Origin of the sequence: Caballeronia sp. SL2Y3, from assembly GCF_022879575.1 — a bacterium.
Lineage (GTDB): Bacteria > Pseudomonadota > Gammaproteobacteria > Burkholderiales > Burkholderiaceae > Caballeronia.
In genome coordinates this window covers 2,206,633-2,223,819 of sequence record NZ_CP084260.1, presented here as the reverse complement: position 1 = coordinate 2,223,819, position 17,187 = coordinate 2,206,633, and the positions used below count along the sequence as shown (strand labels likewise).

At 65.1% G+C, this 17,187-nt stretch carries 22 protein-coding genes; 10 read left to right on the top strand and 12 right to left on the bottom strand.

All coding sequences use genetic code 11. The features are described 5' to 3' along the window. Nucleotides 1–23 precede the first annotated feature (23 nt). The 6 genes from nrdR (at nucleotide 24) to LDZ26_RS10465 (ending at nucleotide 3,340) form a co-directional block, all read left to right on the top strand. Nucleotides 24–506 carry a transcriptional regulator NrdR gene (gene nrdR, locus LDZ26_RS10490; protein WP_175944931.1) on the top strand — a complete coding sequence of 161 codons (483 nt, stop codon included), beginning with the start codon at nucleotides 24–26 and terminating at the stop codon, nucleotides 504–506. Between the two features lie 152 nt (nucleotides 507–658). Continuing rightward, nucleotides 659–1,216, top strand: a complete 558-nt coding sequence (locus tag LDZ26_RS10485) for a GspH/FimT family pseudopilin (protein WP_244847188.1) — start codon at nucleotides 659–661, stop codon at nucleotides 1,214–1,216. Then, entirely contained in the window at nucleotides 1,213–1,596 is a 384-nt protein-coding gene (locus LDZ26_RS10480; protein WP_244847187.1) for a prepilin-type N-terminal cleavage/methylation domain-containing protein, read from the top strand. Before LDZ26_RS10485 ends, LDZ26_RS10480 begins: the two co-directional genes overlap by 4 nt. Next, nucleotides 1,593–2,372, top strand: coding sequence for a PilW family protein (locus LDZ26_RS10475; protein WP_244847186.1), 780 nt, complete (start codon nucleotides 1,593–1,595; stop codon nucleotides 2,370–2,372). Before LDZ26_RS10480 ends, LDZ26_RS10475 begins: the two co-directional genes overlap by 4 nt. Then, complete coding sequence (locus LDZ26_RS10470; RefSeq protein WP_244847185.1) at nucleotides 2,369–2,869, top strand: pilus assembly PilX N-terminal domain-containing protein; 501 nt, start codon at nucleotides 2,369–2,371, stop codon at nucleotides 2,867–2,869. Before LDZ26_RS10475 ends, LDZ26_RS10470 begins: the two co-directional genes overlap by 4 nt. Before the next feature lie 12 nt (nucleotides 2,870–2,881). Beyond that, nucleotides 2,882–3,340, top strand: coding sequence for a type IV pilin protein (locus LDZ26_RS10465; protein WP_244847184.1), 459 nt, complete (start codon nucleotides 2,882–2,884; stop codon nucleotides 3,338–3,340). 13 nt (nucleotides 3,341–3,353) lie between these two features. Here the strand turns inward: LDZ26_RS10465 and LDZ26_RS10460 are convergent, their stop codons facing one another. The 4 genes from LDZ26_RS10460 to LDZ26_RS10445 all read right to left on the bottom strand — a co-directional run bounded on the left by LDZ26_RS10460 (nucleotide 3,354) and on the right by LDZ26_RS10445 (nucleotide 6,311). Further along, nucleotides 3,354–3,863: a DUF3318 domain-containing protein gene (locus LDZ26_RS10460; RefSeq protein ID WP_244847183.1), complete on the bottom strand. Its 510-nt coding sequence runs from the start codon at nucleotides 3,861–3,863 to the stop codon at nucleotides 3,354–3,356. Between the two features lie 68 nt (nucleotides 3,864–3,931). After that, nucleotides 3,932–4,312, bottom strand: coding sequence for a phage holin family protein (locus tag LDZ26_RS10455; protein WP_175944917.1), 381 nt, complete (start codon nucleotides 4,310–4,312; stop codon nucleotides 3,932–3,934). A 216-nt stretch (nucleotides 4,313–4,528) separates the two neighbouring features. Continuing rightward, nucleotides 4,529–4,831: a YqjD family protein gene (locus LDZ26_RS10450; protein WP_244847182.1), complete on the bottom strand. Its 303-nt coding sequence runs from the start codon at nucleotides 4,829–4,831 to the stop codon at nucleotides 4,529–4,531. A gap of 289 nt (nucleotides 4,832–5,120) precedes the next feature. Continuing rightward, complete coding sequence (locus LDZ26_RS10445; RefSeq protein ID WP_244847181.1) at nucleotides 5,121–6,311, bottom strand: acyl-CoA dehydrogenase; 1,191 nt, start codon at nucleotides 6,309–6,311, stop codon at nucleotides 5,121–5,123. 101 nt (nucleotides 6,312–6,412) lie between these two features. On the opposite strand from LDZ26_RS10445, the gene LDZ26_RS10440 reads away from it, so the two are divergent. Beyond that, entirely contained in the window at nucleotides 6,413–7,201 is a 789-nt protein-coding gene (locus LDZ26_RS10440) for an IclR family transcriptional regulator (RefSeq protein WP_244847180.1), read from the top strand. Between the two features lie 18 nt (nucleotides 7,202–7,219). Here the strand turns inward: LDZ26_RS10440 and kynA are convergent, their stop codons facing one another. From kynA to kynB, 3 genes are read right to left on the bottom strand one after another with little or no spacing between them, the layout of a single operon-like run. After that, the gene (kynA, locus tag LDZ26_RS10435; RefSeq protein ID WP_244847179.1) at nucleotides 7,220–8,095 is read right to left on the bottom strand and encodes a tryptophan 2,3-dioxygenase; all 876 of its coding nucleotides are present in this window, start codon (nucleotides 8,093–8,095) and stop codon (nucleotides 7,220–7,222) included. Between the two features lie 11 nt (nucleotides 8,096–8,106). After that, on the bottom strand, nucleotides 8,107–9,357 hold the full coding sequence (gene kynU, locus LDZ26_RS10430; protein WP_244847178.1) for a kynureninase: 1,251 nt from the start codon (nucleotides 9,355–9,357) through the stop codon (nucleotides 8,107–8,109). A 27-nt stretch (nucleotides 9,358–9,384) separates the two neighbouring features. Beyond that, entirely contained in the window at nucleotides 9,385–10,011 is a 627-nt protein-coding gene (kynB, locus tag LDZ26_RS10425) for an arylformamidase (RefSeq protein ID WP_244847177.1), read from the bottom strand. Nucleotides 10,012–10,142: 131 nt separating this feature from the next. Here kynB and LDZ26_RS10420 point away from each other — a divergent pair, with 131 nt between their 5' ends. Beyond that, nucleotides 10,143–10,640, top strand: coding sequence for an Lrp/AsnC family transcriptional regulator (locus tag LDZ26_RS10420; protein ID WP_175944902.1), 498 nt, complete (start codon nucleotides 10,143–10,145; stop codon nucleotides 10,638–10,640). Nucleotides 10,641–10,647: 7 nt separating this feature from the next. Here LDZ26_RS10420 and LDZ26_RS10415 read toward each other — a convergent pair whose 3' ends face one another. Beyond that, a complete protein-coding gene (locus LDZ26_RS10415) occupies nucleotides 10,648–11,160 on the bottom strand; it encodes a flavin reductase family protein (RefSeq protein ID WP_244847176.1) in 513 nt (170 codons plus the stop codon). 281 nt (nucleotides 11,161–11,441) lie between these two features. Between LDZ26_RS10415 and msrA the strand changes: the two genes are divergently transcribed. Then, the gene (gene msrA, locus LDZ26_RS10410; protein WP_244847175.1) at nucleotides 11,442–11,993 is read left to right on the top strand and encodes a peptide-methionine (S)-S-oxide reductase MsrA; all 552 of its coding nucleotides are present in this window, start codon (nucleotides 11,442–11,444) and stop codon (nucleotides 11,991–11,993) included. Here msrA and LDZ26_RS10405 read toward each other — a convergent pair. From LDZ26_RS10405 to pdxH, 3 genes are all read right to left on the bottom strand, one after another. Further along, nucleotides 11,983–13,062 carry a DUF72 domain-containing protein gene (locus LDZ26_RS10405; protein WP_370650674.1) on the bottom strand — a complete coding sequence of 360 codons (1,080 nt, stop codon included), beginning with the start codon at nucleotides 13,060–13,062 and terminating at the stop codon, nucleotides 11,983–11,985. The genes msrA and LDZ26_RS10405 overlap by 11 nt on opposite strands. Further along, nucleotides 13,059–14,273 (bottom strand): cyclopropane-fatty-acyl-phospholipid synthase family protein, encoded by a 1,215-nt coding sequence (locus LDZ26_RS10400; RefSeq protein WP_244847174.1) that lies wholly within the window; start codon nucleotides 14,271–14,273, stop codon nucleotides 13,059–13,061. The genes LDZ26_RS10405 and LDZ26_RS10400 overlap by 4 nt, the downstream gene beginning before the upstream one ends. 171 nt (nucleotides 14,274–14,444) lie before the next feature. Next, entirely contained in the window at nucleotides 14,445–15,086 is a 642-nt protein-coding gene (gene pdxH, locus LDZ26_RS10395; RefSeq protein WP_244847173.1) for a pyridoxamine 5'-phosphate oxidase, read from the bottom strand. A gap of 287 nt (nucleotides 15,087–15,373) precedes the next feature. Between pdxH and LDZ26_RS10390 the strand changes: the two genes are divergently transcribed. After that, the gene (locus LDZ26_RS10390; RefSeq protein ID WP_244847172.1) at nucleotides 15,374–16,213 is read left to right on the top strand and encodes a ThiF family adenylyltransferase; all 840 of its coding nucleotides are present in this window, start codon (nucleotides 15,374–15,376) and stop codon (nucleotides 16,211–16,213) included. A 60-nt stretch (nucleotides 16,214–16,273) separates the two neighbouring features. Here the strand turns inward: LDZ26_RS10390 and trxA are convergent, their stop codons facing one another. Then, complete coding sequence (gene trxA, locus LDZ26_RS10385) at nucleotides 16,274–17,122, bottom strand: thioredoxin (protein WP_244847171.1); 849 nt, start codon at nucleotides 17,120–17,122, stop codon at nucleotides 16,274–16,276. Nucleotides 17,123–17,187: the final 65 nt, after the last annotated feature.

Genomic DNA, 17,187 nt, shown 5'->3' with positions numbered 1-17,187 from the left:
GCCCAGTCCCGAGACACGCCGCGATGCGCTGCCCGTTCTGCCGACACGAAGACACTCAGGTCGTCGATTCCCGCGTGTCGGAGGACGGCGCGGCCATCCGGCGGCGTCGGCGCTGTCCTGCGTGCGACAAGCGTTTCACCACGTACGAGCGCGTGGAGCTTGCGTTGCCGTCCGTCGTCAAGAAGGACGGCAGCCGCACCGAGTTCGATCGGCGCAAGATCGTCGCCAGCATGAAGCTCGCGCTGCGCAAGCGCCCGGTCGCGGCCGACGCCATCGACGCAGCCGTCGCTCGCATCGAATATCAGTTGCTCGGCAGCGGCGAGCGCGAAGTGCAGAGCGAGCGTCTCGGCGAACTCGTGATGAACGAACTGCGCCAACTCGACACCATCGCCTACGTGCGGTTCGCTTCCGTCTACAAACGCTTCGAGGACGTTTCCGAGTTCGAAGACGTGCTCGAGGAATTCCGCCGCGCCGCGCCCAAGAAATCCGCTTCCCGTAAGCGTTGATTCGTTCTGCATTCGCCCTCCGCAAGGTTTTCTCGCATTCCCGCGCAAAGTCTGCCCGCCAAAAACCGGCCTGAACACTAGGCCGTTCGGCTAATGGCGGCGCGCGTCGCTTCCCGATAGAGTCGGCGTTCTTCAACTCGAATCGTTAAGGGATGCAGATGAATCGCGCTCACTTACCCGGTTTCAGCGGCTTCACGCTGGTCGAACTGTGCGTCGTGCTGGCCGTCATGGCGATCATCGCGACATTTTCCGCGCCGTCGTTCTTCGCGTGGCAGCTGCGTGATCAGGTCGATGCCCGGGCGCGCTCCTTCTTTTCGACGCTTTCGCTAGCACGCGCCGAAGCGCTCCGGCGCGGCGCGCGTGTGACGCTGTGCCGAATCGACGCCGCGCGGCATTGCCTGGCATCCGGCAAAGGCTGCGATGGCGGCATCACGGACTGGTCTTGCGGCTGGGCGCTCTATGTCGATCGCGACGGCGTGCCTGCGTTGCTGCGCGTTGAGCCGGCCATGTCATCCATTGCCATCGCGGGCGCGGCCACCGATCTTTCGTTCACGCCGCCGTCTGGTCAAGTGATCGGCGGCTTTCGCAGCTTCGACTTTTCCCCGCGCGGCGCCGATCCCGCTCCCAATGCCGCAGCGCGCCGCTGCATTCGCATCGCGGCGGGCGGGCGGCCGCGCATCACGCCGGGCGGCTGCGGAGCATCGGCATGAAGACGGTCCAAAGCGGCGATTCGCTGATAGAAGTGATGATCGCGCTGGCGCTCGCCGCCGTGACGGCGCTCGGAATCGTCGCGGTGCAAAGCGCGCTCGCGAGGGGCGAGCGGCTAGCGTTGCTGCGCGAGCGCGCGACGCTCATCGCCGATTCGGTCGCCGAAGGCATTCGCAGCGACGCGGATCGCGCGGCGGTCCTGTCGCAATGGCAGGCAACGGCTTCCTCGACTTTGCCCGATGGCGACGTGGCGGTGCTCGATCGCGCAGACGGCGTGCGCGTCGCGACCGTCAGCTGGCGCGCCGACGACCGCGCCGATCCGTGCCCCGAGCCGCAAGCGAAGCCGCTCGCGTCGTGCATTGCCGTGGCGTTCGCGCGATGACGCTGCGTTCCTTTCCCGCGCGCGGCCACACGCTCGTCGAACTCGCGATATCGCTCGCGCTCGGCATGCTGATCGTGCTGGCCATGCTGTCGCTGTATCGCGGTCAGCGCGCGGCGTTCGACCGCGCCGCCGACGCCGCGCGCATGCACGACGCCGGCGTGTCCGCGCTCGACCTCATCGCGCAGCAGATGCAGATGGCGGGTTTCGGGGCAACGCGCTCGGATGCCGCGCTATTCGGCTGCTCGCAGCCGCGCGTGGTCGGCGCGGACACGGCGGCGTCGTGCGAACCGCTTCCGAGCCGGTCCGACGGCGTGCAGGTGCGCTATGCAGCCGACACGGTTTCGACGTGGCCGACATCGGCGGGCGCGCCGACGGATTGCATCGGCCAGTCGGTCGCGGATGCCTTCGTCGGCAACCGCTTCTATGCGAAGGCCAGCGCGTCGACGGGCGAGCCGGAACTGTATTGCGAGGGCAGTGGCAAGCAGGCGCAGCCGCTCATCGAAGGCATCGAGCGCATTCGAGTTTCGTACTGGCTGGCGGGCGCGTCGAGCGCGGTGGATGCTTCCGCGATCCCGCGCGACCGTTGGCCCGATGTTCGCGCCGCCGACCTGTGCGTGCTCGTGCGCGGCTTCTCGGTCGCGAGACAGCGCCGCACGAACTACGTGGATTGCACCGGCGCGCCCGCCGTCGCCGACGATGCGCGCATGCATCAGGCGTTCTGGCGTCGCGTTCAGATTCGCAATGCGGCTGCCGCGAATGACGGAGGCGCCGCATGAACCGCCGCGACCTGTCTCGCGGCACGGCGCTGCCCATCGTTCTGCTGCTCGCCGCGATCATCCTCGTCACGGCGAGCGCATGGCTGCAAACATCGCTCGTGGCGGCGCGCACGACCGTTGCGGCGCGCGAGCGCGTGCAGGCCTTCCACGCGGCGGACAGTGCGCTCATTCGATGCAGCCACATGCTATCGGCGGCGTTGCCAGCGAGAGGAGCGGTCGATCAGGAGCCGGCGCGCTGGCGGCTGAAGGCGTCGTTCGAAGGCGCGTCGGCGATGGCAGTCGCGCCGTACGCGTCGTGGCCTTACGCAACGCGTCCGCCGCAATGCCTGATCGAGACATGGTCGCGATCCGGTCAGTCGTCGATGACGTCCTATCTGATCACGGCACGCGGTTTCGGCGCGACGTCGCAGACCGAAGCCTGGCTGCAATTGCGCATCGATTCGGCGAAGGGCACCGCTACGCGACAGTGGCGGCGCGTCGCGGGCAAACCATTTTAAGGAGGGCCAAGAATGAGCCGAGTGAGATCGAGCGCGGGCTTCAGCCTGCTCGAACTGATGATCGCGCTGGGCGTCGCGGCGATCATCGCGACGTTCGCCATTCCTGCGTATCAGTCGCATGTCGCGAAAGCGCATCGGCTGGACGCGGCGGCAGCGCTGTTCAAGGCGGTGCAGTTCGTGGAGAGCGCGCGACTATCCCAGATGAGCGCCGGCACCGTTGCGCTGAGCGCGGGCATCGACCAGGCGCCGTCAAGCGGAACGGCGGTGTACCGGCTCACGCTCTTGCCCGAGTCCGCGACCAACGGCGGTTATACGATCGAAGCCTCACCCGTGTCGCCTGGCCCGATGGAGGCAGACGCATGCGGCGTGTTCACCATCGACGCGACCGGCTCGCGCTCGAATCGGCTGACGGATGGCGCAGCGGCGCTCGACGCGGCCAAATCGGCCGCGTGCTGGACGGGCAAGGGGTAATGCGGCTATGCGACTAGAAAACGGTCGGATCGACGGCGTCGGTGGACGTTTCCACGCTCGTGGCCTTCATCTGTTGCCAGATGCGCCAGCCTTCCCATGCAGCGAGCCCGAGACCGCCCCATTTGATGAGCGGCTTCGCGCCGCGCAACAGACGGGTGCGTACCGGCTTCGTCAACAGCAGCGAAGCGAGCGATCCGACCACCGGATATTGCTTGAAGAGGAAGCTGAACTTGCCCGCGCCGCCGCGGCCGAGGAGCGAATCCAGCACGCCGCTGATGGTGCCACGCGGCGATGTATTTCGGATGCCACGTCGCGCAGGGCGGCTGCCCGGCACCAGCATGCCGATGAGCGGCAGATGCGCGACGTTATCGCGCAATTCGTGCGTGGCCTGTTGCAGTTCCATGCGTTCGACATCCGCGCGCGCAAGCAGCAATTCCTTGCGCAGCGTGCGCATGCGCGGCGTGCGAAGCTGCTGTTGAACTTCCTGCTTGGCTGCGCTGGAGGTGGCGTCGTTATGGCTCATGATCGAACGGGCAAGTGAGTTTCGCGTGGAAAGAGAAGAATCGCGTTCAAGGCGTCGCGCGGCGGCGCTCAGTTGAACATGTCGCGGTCCTTGCGGAACTGGTCGAGCGTGTCGTCGAACAGATGCGGCGCATCGCTCAACTTGCCGCGCGCGCGCAGGCCGCATCCAATGGCGAGCACCGCGTACAGCAGCGTGATGCCGCCGAGCGCCTGCCAACGATACGTATCCCAAAAGAATATGGCGATGAGCACTGTCAGCGAGATCAGCGCCATCATGGCGAGCAGCATGGCAGCGAGCCCGAGAAAGAGCACGCCGATGAGCCTGACTTTTTCTTCCTGCAACTCGATGCCGATCAGTTCCAGCCGGGTCTCGAAGATGGCGAAGGCGGAACTCACAATGCGGCGCAAGGGTCCGGGGGACGAATCGCGCGGTAGCCGTTCTGTCGTCATGGTTTGGGTGCGAGAGCGCGTTGGGTGCCGCTTGATGGTTTCCCGGCCGATGCACGAAGCATGGAGCCGGGGCGAAAGTCGAGCCGCCCGCCCGGTAAGAGCGTCGCAGTTCGAACTGATTCGATCCCGAAGGACCGCATCGGTTACGGGTTTAGCAAACCTCGGGCCATTGCGGCGAAAAAAATGCTGCCCGCGCAAGCGGGCAGCATGGAACGACTACTTACGATTGATGAGCAGACCGATCACCATGCCGACGCCCGCCGCGATTCCAATGGACGCCCACGGATGCTCGTGAACGTAATCGTCGGTGGCGCGCGCCGCTTTACGGCCGCGCTCAACCACGACGACTTGCGCGTCGGCGGCTTTTTCCTTGGCTTGTTTCAGGCGCGACATGGCGCTTTCGCGCAGCTCGGAAGCGCGCTCGCCCGTGGCGGCAGCGGCTTGCTTGAGCAGGTCTTCGGCGTCAGCGAGAACGGTTTTGATGTCCGACATGAATCGCTCCTTATTGGTATCTGACATTGAAAGCTCCATCGGTGAGGCTACGGGCATCGTAACCAAAGATGCCATCGCTGACGAGGAGGCTTTGGTGCAGCGGCTTGCGGATGCAGGTTCCGTTCCAGTCGCTTGGCGCCGCGCCGCTGCAGGCGGGCGGCACGCGCTGAAGCCGGCCCACTGTCCAGCATGGAGACGATCTGGCCCGTAAAAGTTTCAGCCGGGCATCGAAAGTTACAAAACGGCTGCGGCGCGCATCAACGAAAAAGGCCGGTCGTGCCACGACCGGCCTTGTCGCGAATCGGGGCCTGCGCGTTCAAAAGAACGCCTGAATGCCCGTCTGCGCGCGCCCGAGAATCAGCGCGTGGATGTCGTGCGTGCCTTCGTACGTGTTGACCACTTCGAGATTGACGAGATGCCGCGCCACGCCAAACTCGTCGGAGATGCCGTTGCCCCCGAGCATGTCGCGCGCAAGCCGGGCGATCTCCAGCGCCTTGCCGCACGAATTGCGCTTCATGATCGACGTGATCTCGACGGCCGCCGTCCCTTCGTCCTTCATGCGGCCGAGGCGCAGCACGCCTTGCAGCCCGAGCGTGATCTCGGTTTGCATGTCGGCGAGTTTCTTTTGAATCAGCTGATTGGCGGCAAGCGGTCGACCGAATTGCTTGCGATCGAGCGTGTATTGCCGCGCCGTATGCCAGCACGCTTCGGCCGCGCCGAGCGCGCCCCACGAAATGCCGTAGCGCGCCGAATTGAGGCACGTGAACGGACCTTTGAGTCCGCGCACGTTCGGCAGCAGGTTGTCCTCCGGCACGAACACGTCGTCCATCACGATTTCGCCGGTAATCGACGCGCGCAGTCCGACCTTGCCGTGAATCGCGGGCGCCGAAAGCCCCTTCCAGCCTTTTTCGAGGATGAAGCCGCGAATCTCGTCGCGCCCGTCTTCTTCCAGCTTCGCCCAGACGACGAACACGTCCGCGATCGGCGAGTTGGAAATCCACATCTTCGCGCCCGACAGCGAATAGCCGTCCTGCACTTTCCTCGCGCGCGTCGTCATGCTGGCCGGGTCCGATCCCGCGTTCGGCTCCGTCAGTCCGAAGCAGCCGATCCACTCGCCGCGCGCGAGCTTCGGCAGATACTTTTGCTTTTGCGCCTCGCTGCCGAATGCGTGAATCGGCACCATGACGAGCGACGATTGCACCGACATCATCGACCGGTAGCCGGAGTCCACGCGCTCGACTTCCCGCGCGATCAAACCGTAGCTCACGTAGTTGAGTCCCGGTCCGCCGTACTGTTCCGGAATCGTCGGGCCGAGCAGACCGAGTTCGCCCATTTCGCGAAAGATGGCCGGATCGGTCTTTTCCTCGCGAAACGCCTGCATCACGCGCGGCTGCAGCTTGTCCTGCGCGTAGGCGCGCGCCGCGTCGCGCACCATGCGTTCTTCTTCGGTTAATTGCTGATCCAGAAGCAGCGGATCTTCCCAGTTGAAGCGGGCGGCGTCGGCCATCGCGTTCTCCTCAAGTCGTGGAAAGCGCCATCGCGCGGCGCTTGACGTTGGTTCCGCTGTGCGAAACAATGTTCTGAAAACGAACCCCAGTTTAGCATTCGATGCAAGCCGATTCCAACTCATACGCCCCCGCGAAGACGCCGCCCGAAGGCATCGACGAGCGGCGGTTCGTCGTCGCGCTTGCACGCGGTCTCGATATGTTGCGCGCGTTTCGCCCGGGCGACACGCTGCTCGCCAACCGCGATTTCGTCGAGCGGACCGGCTTGCCGAAGGCGACCGTCAATCGCCTCGCGTACACGCTCGCGACGCTCGGCTATCTGCGTTTCGACGAAGCCGCCGGCAAGTACGCGCTCGACACCGGCGTGCTGTCGCTGGGCTTCGCGCTGCTCGCGGGCGCGGACACGCTCGAACTCGCGCGGCCGCACATGCGCGCGCTCGCGCGAGAGATCGGCGCGGCGGTGTCGCTCGGCTGCCGCGACGGGCTCGACATGATTTATCTGGAAACGATCCGCAGCGAGACCGCGCTGACGCTCGGGCTTGCACCCGGCTCGCGCCTTTCGATGCTCACGAGCTCGATGGGCCGCGCGTATCTCGCGGTGCAGGAGCCGGCCGCGCGGGCGGCGCTGTTGGAAGAACTGGGAAAAGCGGAAGGCGCAGCGCGCGTCGCGGCGGCCGAGCGCGCGATCGAAGACTACGCCCGCGACGGCTGTTGCTACTCGTTTCGCGAATGGCACGACGACGTGAACGCGATCGCCGCGCCGTTTCGCGACGAGCGCAATGGCCGCTGGCTCGTGTTGAGCAGCAGCGGCCCGGCTTCGTCGATGGACGAGGCGTATTTCCGCGAAACCATCGGCCCGAAGCTGCGGGCGCTGGCCGCGCGGCTCGCTTGAACGGTGAACGGTGAACGCTCAGAGCAGCGTGCGCACGTGCCAAAGCTCCGGAAACAGCACGACGTCGAGCATCTTGCGCAGATACGACGCGCCCGCCGTGCCGCCCGTGCCCTGCTTGAAGCCGATGATGCGCTCGACGGTTGTCACATGACGGAAGCGCCACTGGCGGAACGCGTCTTCGAGATCGACGAGTTCTTCCGCCATTTCATACAGTTCCCAATGCTTCGACGGCTCGCGATACACCGCGAGCCACGCGGCTTCGACTGACGCGTCGTGCGTGGTCGGCTGCGTCCAGTCGCGTTCGAGGCGCGCGGGATCGATCTCGAAGCCGCGTCGCGCGAGCAGACGAATCACTTCGTCGTAGAAAGAGGGCGCTTCGAGCGCCGCGCGCACCTCGCCGAGTATTTCCGGCCGATGCGCGTGGGGCTTGAGCATCTGCGCGTTCTTGTTGCCGAGCATGAACTCGATCTGCCGATACTGATGCGACTGAAACCCCGACGACGCGCCCAGATACGGCCGCATCGCGGTGTACTCGGAAGGCGTCATCGTCGCGAGCACGTTCCACGCTTGCACGAGTTGCTCGAAGATGCGCGACACGCGCGCGAGCATCTTGAACGCGGGCGGCAATTCGTCACGATGCACCGCGCCGAGCGCCGCGCGCAATTCGTACAGCGCGAGCTTCATCCATAGCTCGCTCGTCTGATGCTGCACGATGAACAGCATCTCGTTGTGATCCGGCGAGAGCGGATGCTGCGCGGTCAGAATCGAATCGAGGCCGAGATAGTCGCCATAGCTCATCGAATCCGAGAAATCGAGCTGCGCGTCGTGCCAACCTTCATTCTCTTGCGCCGCCGCCTTGCCGTGGCCGAACGGACAACCTTGGGTTTCGCTCATCATCTCAGTCCTCAGGTCACCGACGCGCGTTCGGCGAACTCCGGCGCGCGCCAGCTTTCGGTCGCGAGCACGTCGCGCAGCACCTCGACCGCATCCCACACATCGACGAAACGCGTGTAGAGCGGCGTGAAGCCGAAGCGCAGAATGCCCGGCTCGCGATAGTCGCCGATCACGCCGCGCGTAATCAGCGCCTGCATCACTTCGTAGCCGTGCGGATGCTCGAAGCTCACCTGCGAGCCGCGCCGTGCGTGGTCGCGCGGCGTCGCGAGCGTGAGCGGAAAGTCGCCGCACCGCGCTTCCACGAGCGCAATGAACGCATCGCCGAGCGCCAGCGACTTGCGCCGCAGCGCCTGCATGTCGGTTTGCAGGAACACGTCGAGTCCGCATTCGACGAGCGCCATCGAAACGATCGGCTGCGTGCCGCAGAGAAAGCGGCCGATGCCGTCGTCCGGGCGATACACCGGGTCCATCTCGAACGGTTTTTTGTGGCCCCACCAGCCGGAAAGCGGCTGCGAGAACGCGTTCTGGTGACGCTTCGGCACCCAGACGAAGCCGGGCGATCCCGGGCCGCCGTTCAGATACTTGTACGTGCAGCCGACCGCGTAGTCCGCGCCGACGCCGTTGAGATCCACCGGCACCGCGCCCGCCGAATGCGCGAGGTCCCACACCGCGAGCGCGCCCGCGCGATGAATCGTCTCGGTCAGCGCGGCCATGTCGTGCATGGCGCCGGTGCGGTAATTGACGTGCGTGATCATCGCGACGGCCGTGTTTTCGTCGATCGCGGCGGGCAGGTGGGCGGCATCGTCGACGAGACGCAGTTCGTAACCGCGATCCAGCTGCTCGATCAAGCCCTGCGCGATGTAGAGATCGCTCGGAAAATTCGAGCATTCGGAGACGATCACGCGGCGCTTCGGGTCGCGCTCGTTCGCGAGCTTCAGCGCGGCGGAGAGCACCTTGAAGAGATTCGCGGAAATAGTGTCCGTCACGACGACTTCATCTTCTTCTGCGCCGATCAGCGAACTCAGCTTGTTGCCGAGGCGCTTCGGCAGCGCGAACCAGCCCGCCGTGTTCCAGCTTCGAATCAGCCCTTCGCCCCATTCGCTGCCGATCACGCTCGCGGCGCGCGCGGCGGCGGCTTTGGGCGGCACGCCGAGCGAATTGCCGTCGAGATAAATGACACCGTCGGCAAGCGCGAACTGGTCGCGCAGGCGGGCGAGCGGGTCGTCGCGGTCGAGGGCGGCGGCGTCGTCACGAGATTTCATCGAAAAGTCCATGTGTTCGGGGAAGATTCAGGGAAGCCGGCGCAGAACGGCGCGCACGGGGCTAGCGTCGAGCGTCGAGAACTTGAGCGGCAGCGCGATCAGTTCGTAATCGCCGGGCGCGACGGCATCGAGCACGAGTCCTTCGAGAATCGCCATGCCGTGTGCGCGAATGCGGCGGTGCGCGTCCATCGTCTTCGACTCCTGCGGATCGAGCGAAGGCGTGTCGATGCCGACGAGCTTCACGCCCTTTGCCGCGAGCAGGTCGATGGTTTGCGGCGCGACCGCGCAGAACGCGCTGTCCCATGCGTCGAGCGGCGCGCGGTCATAGGTGCGGATGAGGATGCGCGGCGGTGCGTCGTCGAGATGCGGCGCGATCATCTCGGGCGTGACGACAGGCGCAGCGCCGATGCAATGCACGACACGGCACGCGCCGATGTACGTCTCCAGCGCGACCTCGCCGATTGCCGCGCCGTGTTCGTCGTAGTGCAGCGGCGCGTCGGCATGCGCGCCGGTGTGCGGCGAAAGCGTGAGACGCGCGACGTTCACCGGGGAGCCGGCTTCCATCCGCCAGACGCGCTCGATGCCGACAGGCGTGTCGCCCGGCCAGACCGGCGTCGCGGCGGCGATCGGCGGCGAGATGTCGATGAGCGTCATGGCGGCCTAGCAGAGAGCGTGGAGATGCGTCAAATCATAGCCGCGTTATCTTGGAAAGTGATTGCAAAATAACCACCCAAAAGGTTTGTGGCCAGAACATAATTCGAGGAAACGGGCTAGGAGACTCAAAAGTGACCGGATTCACGCTCGATGCAACGGATTGCCGAATTCTGGCGGTGCTGCAGGAAGATGGACGGATCAGTAACCTGGACCTCGCGGAGCGCATTTCGCTGTCGCCTTCCGCGTGCCTGCGGCGCATGCGCCTGCTGGAAGAGGAGGGCGTGATCGCGAGTTATCGCGCGTGTCTGGACCGCGAGCGGCTGGGGATCGAACTGGAGGCGTTCGTGCACGTCTCCATGCGCAACGATCAGGAGAACTGGCACGAGAAGTTCGCGGCGGCGGTGCGCGAGTGGCCGGAAGTGGTCGGCGCGTTCGTCGTGACCGGCGACACGCATTACGTGCTGCGCGTGCTGGCGCACAATCTCAAGCACTACTCCGATTTCATTTTGACGAAGCTGTACAAGGCGCCGGGCGTGATCGACATCCGCTCGAATATCGTGCTGCAAACCATGAAGGACGACGCGGGCGTGCCGGTCGCGCTCATCGAGCAGCCGGCGCGCGGCGCCTGAGCCGGCGTTATTCCAGCGGCCCGAGCGAATGGAAGCCGCCCGCCTGAAAGACGAGCGGCGCGACCTCGGAGGCGTCTTCGCGCACGCCGCAGCGTTCCACTTCGCCGACGAAGATCACGTGATCGCCTTCGTCATAGCGGCTGCGGTTATGGCATTCGAACCAGGCGAGCGCGCCGTCCAGCACCGGCATGCCGCTGTCGCCCGCCGCGTGCGAGACGCCCGCGAAGCGGTCGCCCTTGACCGTCGCGAAGCGTCGGCACAGGTCCAGTTGCGAAGCGGCCAGCACGTTGATGACGTAATGACTGTTCGCGCGAAACACGGGCATCGACGCCGAGCGCGTCGCGAGACTCCACAGCACGAGCGGCGGATCGAGCGAAACGGAATTGAACGAGCTAGCGGTGATGCCGATCAACTGGCCGGAATCCGTGCGCGTCGTGATGACGGTGACGCCTGTCGCAAACTGGCCGAGCGCGGCGCGGAACGCGGTGGGATCGAAGTTCGGAGTTCTGGCGCGTTTCATCGGGCAAGTGGGCGATCGAATAGGTCTTGTGGCACCGAACAGGCCGAGTGTCGTGCTGAATGTCGCGCTCGAGTCGGACGAACCTTTTTGAAGCCGTGTAAAAGCTGGAGATTGACTCGATTCTAGCGGAATCGGCTGCTTCGAGCCGCCATAAGCCAGTACCGGCAATGTGGGCAACGCCGCTTTGTAAAAGCCGGTAAGCTCGGCGGCATTGAATAAGCGGCTTCGCGCATCAATATGGATGGTCCGCGGCGTGGCCGCTGCACTTGAGAGGAGCAGGCATGAACCAGCAAGCGAGACTCGAAACCGCGACGCTCGGCGGCGGTTGTTTCTGGTGCACCGAAGCCGTGTTTCTGGCGGTGGAGGGCGTGCAGTCCGTCGAATCCGGCTACGCGGGCGGCCAGGTGGCGAATCCGTCGTACGAGCAAGTGTGCGACGGCGACACCGGGCACGCGGAAGTCGTGAAGGTCGTGTTCGATCCCGAGGTCATCGGCTATCGCGAGATTCTCGAAATTTTCTTCGCGACGCATGATCCGACGCAGCTCAACCGTCAGGGCAACGATGTCGGCACGCAGTATCGCTCGGCCGTGTTCACGCATTCGGACGAGCAGCGCAGGATCGCGCAGGAAGTCATCGAGGAACTGCAGCGGGAAGACGTCTACGGCGGCAAGATCGTGACCGAGGTGACGCCGCTACGGGACGACTACTATCCGGCCGAGGCGTATCACCAGAACTTCTTCGCGCAGCATCCGAATCAGGGTTATTGCGCGGCGGTCGTCGGGCCCAAGGTCGCGAAGTTTCGCGAGAAGTTCGCGCATCGCCTCAAGGCGTGACGGCGCGCGAGCCGGACTGCGCGCGCTCGCAGCGTTCCGCGATGCCGCGCGCCAGTTCGAAGCACGTCAACGGGGCGGAGCCTTCCGCCTTGTTGTTCACCGCGATGACCACCGGCTGGCCCGCGAAGGCATAACGCGCGGCCAGTTCCGCAAGCGCCTCGCGCGTCTCGCGGTCTTCATCGACGATTCTGTCAAACGGCTCGTACTTGGCCTTCGCCTGTTCATAGCGAAAGCCGCTGTGCAAACTCCAGCGCACGACGAGCGGTCCCATTTCTTCCTGATCCAAGAGCGCCAGCGCCTTTGCCTGACGGCGCACGTCCGGCATGCGCGCATGCACGCCGATGCAGTAGCGCACATTCGCGTCGCGCAACGCGCGGATGAAGCGCGGCGTCAGCATGACCGCGTCGCGCAGCTCGACCGCATAACACGCTTCGCCTTCGAGCGGCGGCAACGCGGCGAGGAACGACGCGAGCCGCTCGACGAAGCGCGACGGCTCCACGATCATCGCGTCCGGCAGCGGCGGGAACTGGAAGACCAGCGCGCCGGCCTTCGCCCCGAGGCCGCTCACGCACGGCGCGACGAACTCGTCGATGGCGATCTGCGCGTTCAGGAAAGCGGGATTGTCGGCGCCGGGCAGTCCGCGCTCGCCGCGAATGAAGGCATCGGTGACTGACGCGGGCGCCTTCACGATGAACCGGAAATGCGCCGGCACCTGCGACGCATACCGCGCGTATTGCGCGACCGATACCGGCCCGTAAAACGACCGGTCGATGGATACGCCACGCAACAGCGGATGCGCGGCGTAGGCGGCGAGGCCGTCGCGAGAAAGCGCGTTGTTCGCGTACGCGTCGCCGTACACGATGCCTTGCCAGCCCGGAAACGACCACGTCGACGTGCCGAGATGCACGCTCTCCGGCAGACGTTTCGCGATGTCCTCGTGCTCGCGCTTCAACGGCGCGGGCACTACGCCGCGCGTCTTCGAAACGACCGCAGGCTCAGGCGCGCCAAACAGATCGCACTGCTCGTCGTCGCCCGCGCCTGCTTCGATGGCGGACGGTTCCCGGCTCAGAGCGGCTTCTCGTAGATATAGCGCCGCGACCACGGCAGCGTCTTCGCGCTGCGGCCGGCCTTGCGGCAGACCACCTGATAGAGCGACACGTCGTCGTTCTCGAACGCATACGCGCAGCCGGCGAGATACACGCGCCAGATGCGGAACTTCTCGTCATCGACCAGCTTGCGCGCTTCGTCCGCGTTCGCCTCGAACCGCTCGGCCCAGATATCGAGCGTGCGCGCGTAATGGCGGCGCAGGCTTTCGACATCGACCGCTTCGAGCCCGCCGCGCTGCATGCTCTCCAGTGCGAGGCTGATATGCGGCAGCTCGCCGTCCGGAAACACGTATTTGTCGATGAACTCGCCGCCGCCGAGCGACGTCTCGCCGCTATCCGCATCCGACGACGTGATGCCGTGGTTCATCGCGATGCCGTCATCGACGAGCAGTTCACGCATCTTCGCGAAGTAGCCCGGCAGATTCTTGCGCCCGACGTGCTCGAACATGCCGACGCTCGTGATGCGGTCGAACTGGCCTTCCACGTCGCGATAGTCTTGCAGGCGGATTTCGATCTGGCCTTCGAGGCCGGCGTCCTTTACGCGCTGCGTCGCCAGCTTGAACTGGTTCTCGGACAGCGTGACGCCCACGCACTTCGCGCCGAATTTCTGCGCCGCGCGAATGACGAGCGCGCCCCAGCCGCAGCCGATGTCCAGGAGCCGATGTCCCGGCTGCACCTGGATCTTCGTGAGAATGTGGTCGATTTTCTTGATCTGCGCGGTGTCGAGGTCTTCGTCGCCGTTCTCGAAGTACGCGCAGGAATACACCATGTTCTTGTCGAGCCAGAGCTGGTAGAACTCGTTCGACACGTCGTAGTGATATTGAATGGCCTTCTTGTCCGACGCCTTCGAGTGATTGAAGTAGCGTCGCACGCGGGCGAGCTTGCTCGCATTCGTCACCGTGCTTTTCGCGAGCGAATAGCCGATGTTGATGATGTCCGAGAGCTTGCCCTCGATATCGATCTTGCCTTTGACATACGCCTCGCCCAGATTGTCGAGGCTCGGTTCCAGCAGATACGGCAGCGCGGTCGCGCTTTTCACGTGCAGCGTCACGGCAGGCGCGGCAAAGCGGCCGAAGTCGTGTTGCTGTCCGTCCCACAGCACGAGGCGCGCGGGCAAGTTGGCTTGCTCGCGGACTTCCTCGACCCACTGCGTCAGCTTCTTCTCCCAGAACATGCTTGTTTCTCCGCGCTAAGAAAATCAAGGTGGAAGGCGTGAAGCCTTCATGTTCGTCTGCCGTGTTGCTGCGCCGGCTGATTGTCTGCGCGCCGCGTGAGCGCGGCGCGCTTTACGTTGTGCTTACAATTCGTCCCGAACGGTGCACCGGGTCGTGCATGCCGCGATGCTTTACGGCGCCAGCCGCGTGATACGCCACGGCGCGTCGACGCCTTCGCGCGTATAAACCATGCGGTCGTGCAGCCGCGACGGCCGCCCTTGCCAGAATTCGATGGCGTCCGGCACGAGCCGGTAGCCGCCCCAGTGTGGCGGGCGCGGCGGCGCGTCGCCGAATTTCGCCGTCATCTCGCGTTCGCGCGCTTCGAGTGCCTCGCGGCTCGCGAGCGGCTGACTCTGATCCGACGCCCATGCGCCGATGCGCGAGCCGAGCGGCCGCGAGGCGTAGTACGCGTCGCTTTCTTCGGCGCTCGTCTTGACGACCGTGCCCTCGATGCGCACCTGCCGCTCGAGCTCGATCCAGTGGAAGAGCAGGCTCGCGGCCGGGTTCGCGGCCAACTCGCGGCCCTTGCGGCTATCGTAATTGGTGAAAAACACGAAACCGCGTTCGTCGACACCCTTGATGAGCACGATACGCGCTGACGGACGGCCCTCTGCGTTCACGGTGGCGAGCGTCATTGCGTTGGGTTCGGGCAGCTTCGCGTCGAGCGCCTGGGCGAACCATGCTTCGAACTGACGCACGGGGTTCGGGTCGATGTCGGCGGCGTCGAGCGCGCCGCGCGAATAGTTTTTACGAAGGTCTGCGAGGGTCGTCATGTTATGCGAACGCTACAGTCGCGTCAGTATAGCCAAGGTAAAACGTTCTTGCCCTGATTAAGAAATTCGTACAATGACGCGCGTCAAAGCCGGCGCTTTTGCCGTCACGCCATGGTGCGGAGATTCGGCGCGCCTATCACGTCTTGCGTTTCGATAAGGCAGAATACGCAATCCAGCCGGATTTTGCATGAACGGACTGCCATCTTTTGTGCAATCGACAGCCGCGCGTAAGCCTTGTCGCGCGGTGCTCCCCGGCAAGCCGCTTCGTTTTCATTTGCCCCAGCGCCATGACTCCATCCGATGCCACCGCTACGCTTCCCGTTGAAGACACCGTCGATCGCGAACGGCGCTTCGGCGGCATCGCGCGTCTCTACGGCCCGAGCGCGCTCGCGGCGTTCCAGCGCGCGCATGTCGCGGTGATCGGCATCGGCGGCGTCGGCTCGTGGGTCGCGGAAGCGCTGGCGCGCAGCGCGGTCGGCACGCTGACGCTGATTGATCTCGACAACGTCGCGGAGAGCAACACCAACCGCCAGATTCACGCGCTCGACGGCAACTACGGCAAGGCGAAAGTCACCGCGATGGCCGAGCGCATCGCGCTCATCGATCCGGCGTGCGACGTCCGGCAGATCGAAGACTTCGTGGAGCCGGGCAATTTCGACGCGACGCTCGGCGGCGGCTTCGACTTCGTGGTGGATGCGATCGACAGCGTGCGCACCAAGACCGCGCTGATCGCGTGGTGCGTTGCGCAGAAGCAGCCGCTCATCACCGTGGGCGGCGCGGGCGGGCAGCTGGATCCGACGCGCATCCGCATCGACGATCTCGCGCTCACCATCCAGGACCCGCTGCTTTCCAAAGTGCGCGGCCAGTTGCGCAAGCAGCACGGGTTTGCCCGCGGACCGAAGGCGCGTTTCAAGGTGAGCGCGGTGTATTCGGACGAGCCGCTCGTTTACCCGGATTCGCCGGCGTGCGACATCAGCGCGGGCGCGGAGCATCTCGAAACCGCTCCGGGCTACGCGGGCCCGGTCGGTCTCAATTGCGCGGGCTTCGGATCGAGCGTGTGCGTGACCGCGAGCTTCGGTTTTGCGGCGGCGGCGTTCGTGCTGCGCGAACTGGCGAAAGTGTCCTGATCGAACAAACGACAACGGCCAGCCTTTGGGGCTGGCCGTTGCATCTTGCTGCTCGCTGTTTCAGTTGATCGCCGCGCTCAGCCTGCGCCGCCAGAACGACACGAGATCCGGCTGATTCGACGCGAGCTCGAACACGGAAAGCATCGTCTTGCGGCCGACGTCGTCCATGAAGCTGCGGTCGCGCTCGACGATCGCGAGCAAGTGCTCCAGCGCGCCGCCATAGTCGCGGCCGGCGATCAGGCGGTTCGCGAGCGCAAAGCGCGCCTCCAGATCGTCGGGGTTCGCGTTCACCGCGTCGATCAGCGCGTCGGCGGGCGGCAGCGCGGCGGCGGCTTCGGCGGCGTCGATCTCCGTCTTCAGCGCGTTGTAGCGCGCGTCGATGCCTTGCGTCGTCTTCGGCGAAAGCAGCTTGTCCTCGGCCTTCGCGTCCTCGATGCGCCGTTCCGCGAGCAGCCATTCGATCAGGTCGAGCCGCGCCTCGTCGTAGCCGGGATCGAGCGCGAGCGCGGCCTTGATCCGGTCGATCGCTTCCTTGCGGTTGCCGAGCGCCCACGCGTTATGCGCGGCGCGGCGTTCGGTGTCGGCGCCGCCGGGCACGAGCTTGTCGAGGAAGGCGCGCAACTGGCCTTCGGGCAACACGCCGATGAACTGGTCGATCGGCCGGCCTTCCGCGAACGCGATCACATGCGGAATGCTGCGCACCTGAAAGTGCTGCGCGAGTTCCTGATTCTCGTCGACGTTCACCTTGACGAGCTTCCACGCGCCGCCGGCTTCGGCTTCGAGCCGTTCGAGCATGGGGCCTAGCGTCTTGCACGGGCCGCACCACGGCGCCCAGAAGTCGACGAGCACGGGGGCGAGCATCGACGCGTTGATGACGTCGTTCTCGAATGTGGCAAGAGTCGTATCCATGCGTTTCTCCTCAAACTTGCGAGCTATCCTGAAATGTCAGATGGGGACGATCCGCGTGTGTCTCA

Bases quoted from the DNA above. Each gene is read 5' to 3' on its own strand.
- nrdR (WP_175944931.1), top strand. From the start codon at position 24: ATGCGCTGCCCGTTCTGCCGACACGAAGACACTCAGGTCGTCGATTCC.
- LDZ26_RS10485 (WP_244847188.1), top strand. From the start codon at position 659: ATGCAGATGAATCGCGCTCACTTACCCGGTTTCAGCGGCTTCACGCTG.
- LDZ26_RS10480 (WP_244847187.1), top strand. From the start codon at position 1,213: ATGAAGACGGTCCAAAGCGGCGATTCGCTGATAGAAGTGATGATCGCG.
- LDZ26_RS10475 (WP_244847186.1), top strand. From the start codon at position 1,593: ATGACGCTGCGTTCCTTTCCCGCGCGCGGCCACACGCTCGTCGAACTC.
- LDZ26_RS10470 (WP_244847185.1), top strand. From the start codon at position 2,369: ATGAACCGCCGCGACCTGTCTCGCGGCACGGCGCTGCCCATCGTTCTG.
- LDZ26_RS10465 (WP_244847184.1), top strand. From the start codon at position 2,882: ATGAGCCGAGTGAGATCGAGCGCGGGCTTCAGCCTGCTCGAACTGATG.
- LDZ26_RS10460 (WP_244847183.1), bottom strand. From the start codon at position 3,863: ATGAGCCATAACGACGCCACCTCCAGCGCAGCCAAGCAGGAAGTTCAA.
- LDZ26_RS10455 (WP_175944917.1), bottom strand. From the start codon at position 4,312: ATGACGACAGAACGGCTACCGCGCGATTCGTCCCCCGGACCCTTGCGC.
- LDZ26_RS10450 (WP_244847182.1), bottom strand. From the start codon at position 4,831: ATGTCAGATACCAATAAGGAGCGATTCATGTCGGACATCAAAACCGTT.
- LDZ26_RS10445 (WP_244847181.1), bottom strand. From the start codon at position 6,311: ATGGCCGACGCCGCCCGCTTCAACTGGGAAGATCCGCTGCTTCTGGAT.
- LDZ26_RS10440 (WP_244847180.1), top strand. From the start codon at position 6,413: ATGCAAGCCGATTCCAACTCATACGCCCCCGCGAAGACGCCGCCCGAA.
- kynA (WP_244847179.1), bottom strand. From the start codon at position 8,095: ATGAGCGAAACCCAAGGTTGTCCGTTCGGCCACGGCAAGGCGGCGGCG.
- kynU (WP_244847178.1), bottom strand. From the start codon at position 9,357: ATGAAATCTCGTGACGACGCCGCCGCCCTCGACCGCGACGACCCGCTC.
- kynB (WP_244847177.1), bottom strand. From the start codon at position 10,011: ATGACGCTCATCGACATCTCGCCGCCGATCGCCGCCGCGACGCCGGTC.
- LDZ26_RS10415 (WP_244847176.1), bottom strand. From the start codon at position 11,160: ATGAAACGCGCCAGAACTCCGAACTTCGATCCCACCGCGTTCCGCGCC.
- msrA (WP_244847175.1), top strand. From the start codon at position 11,442: ATGAACCAGCAAGCGAGACTCGAAACCGCGACGCTCGGCGGCGGTTGT.
- LDZ26_RS10400 (WP_244847174.1), bottom strand. From the start codon at position 14,273: ATGTTCTGGGAGAAGAAGCTGACGCAGTGGGTCGAGGAAGTCCGCGAG.
- pdxH (WP_244847173.1), bottom strand. From the start codon at position 15,086: ATGACGACCCTCGCAGACCTTCGTAAAAACTATTCGCGCGGCGCGCTC.
- LDZ26_RS10390 (WP_244847172.1), top strand. From the start codon at position 15,374: ATGACTCCATCCGATGCCACCGCTACGCTTCCCGTTGAAGACACCGTC.
- trxA (WP_244847171.1), bottom strand. From the start codon at position 17,122: ATGGATACGACTCTTGCCACATTCGAGAACGACGTCATCAACGCGTCG.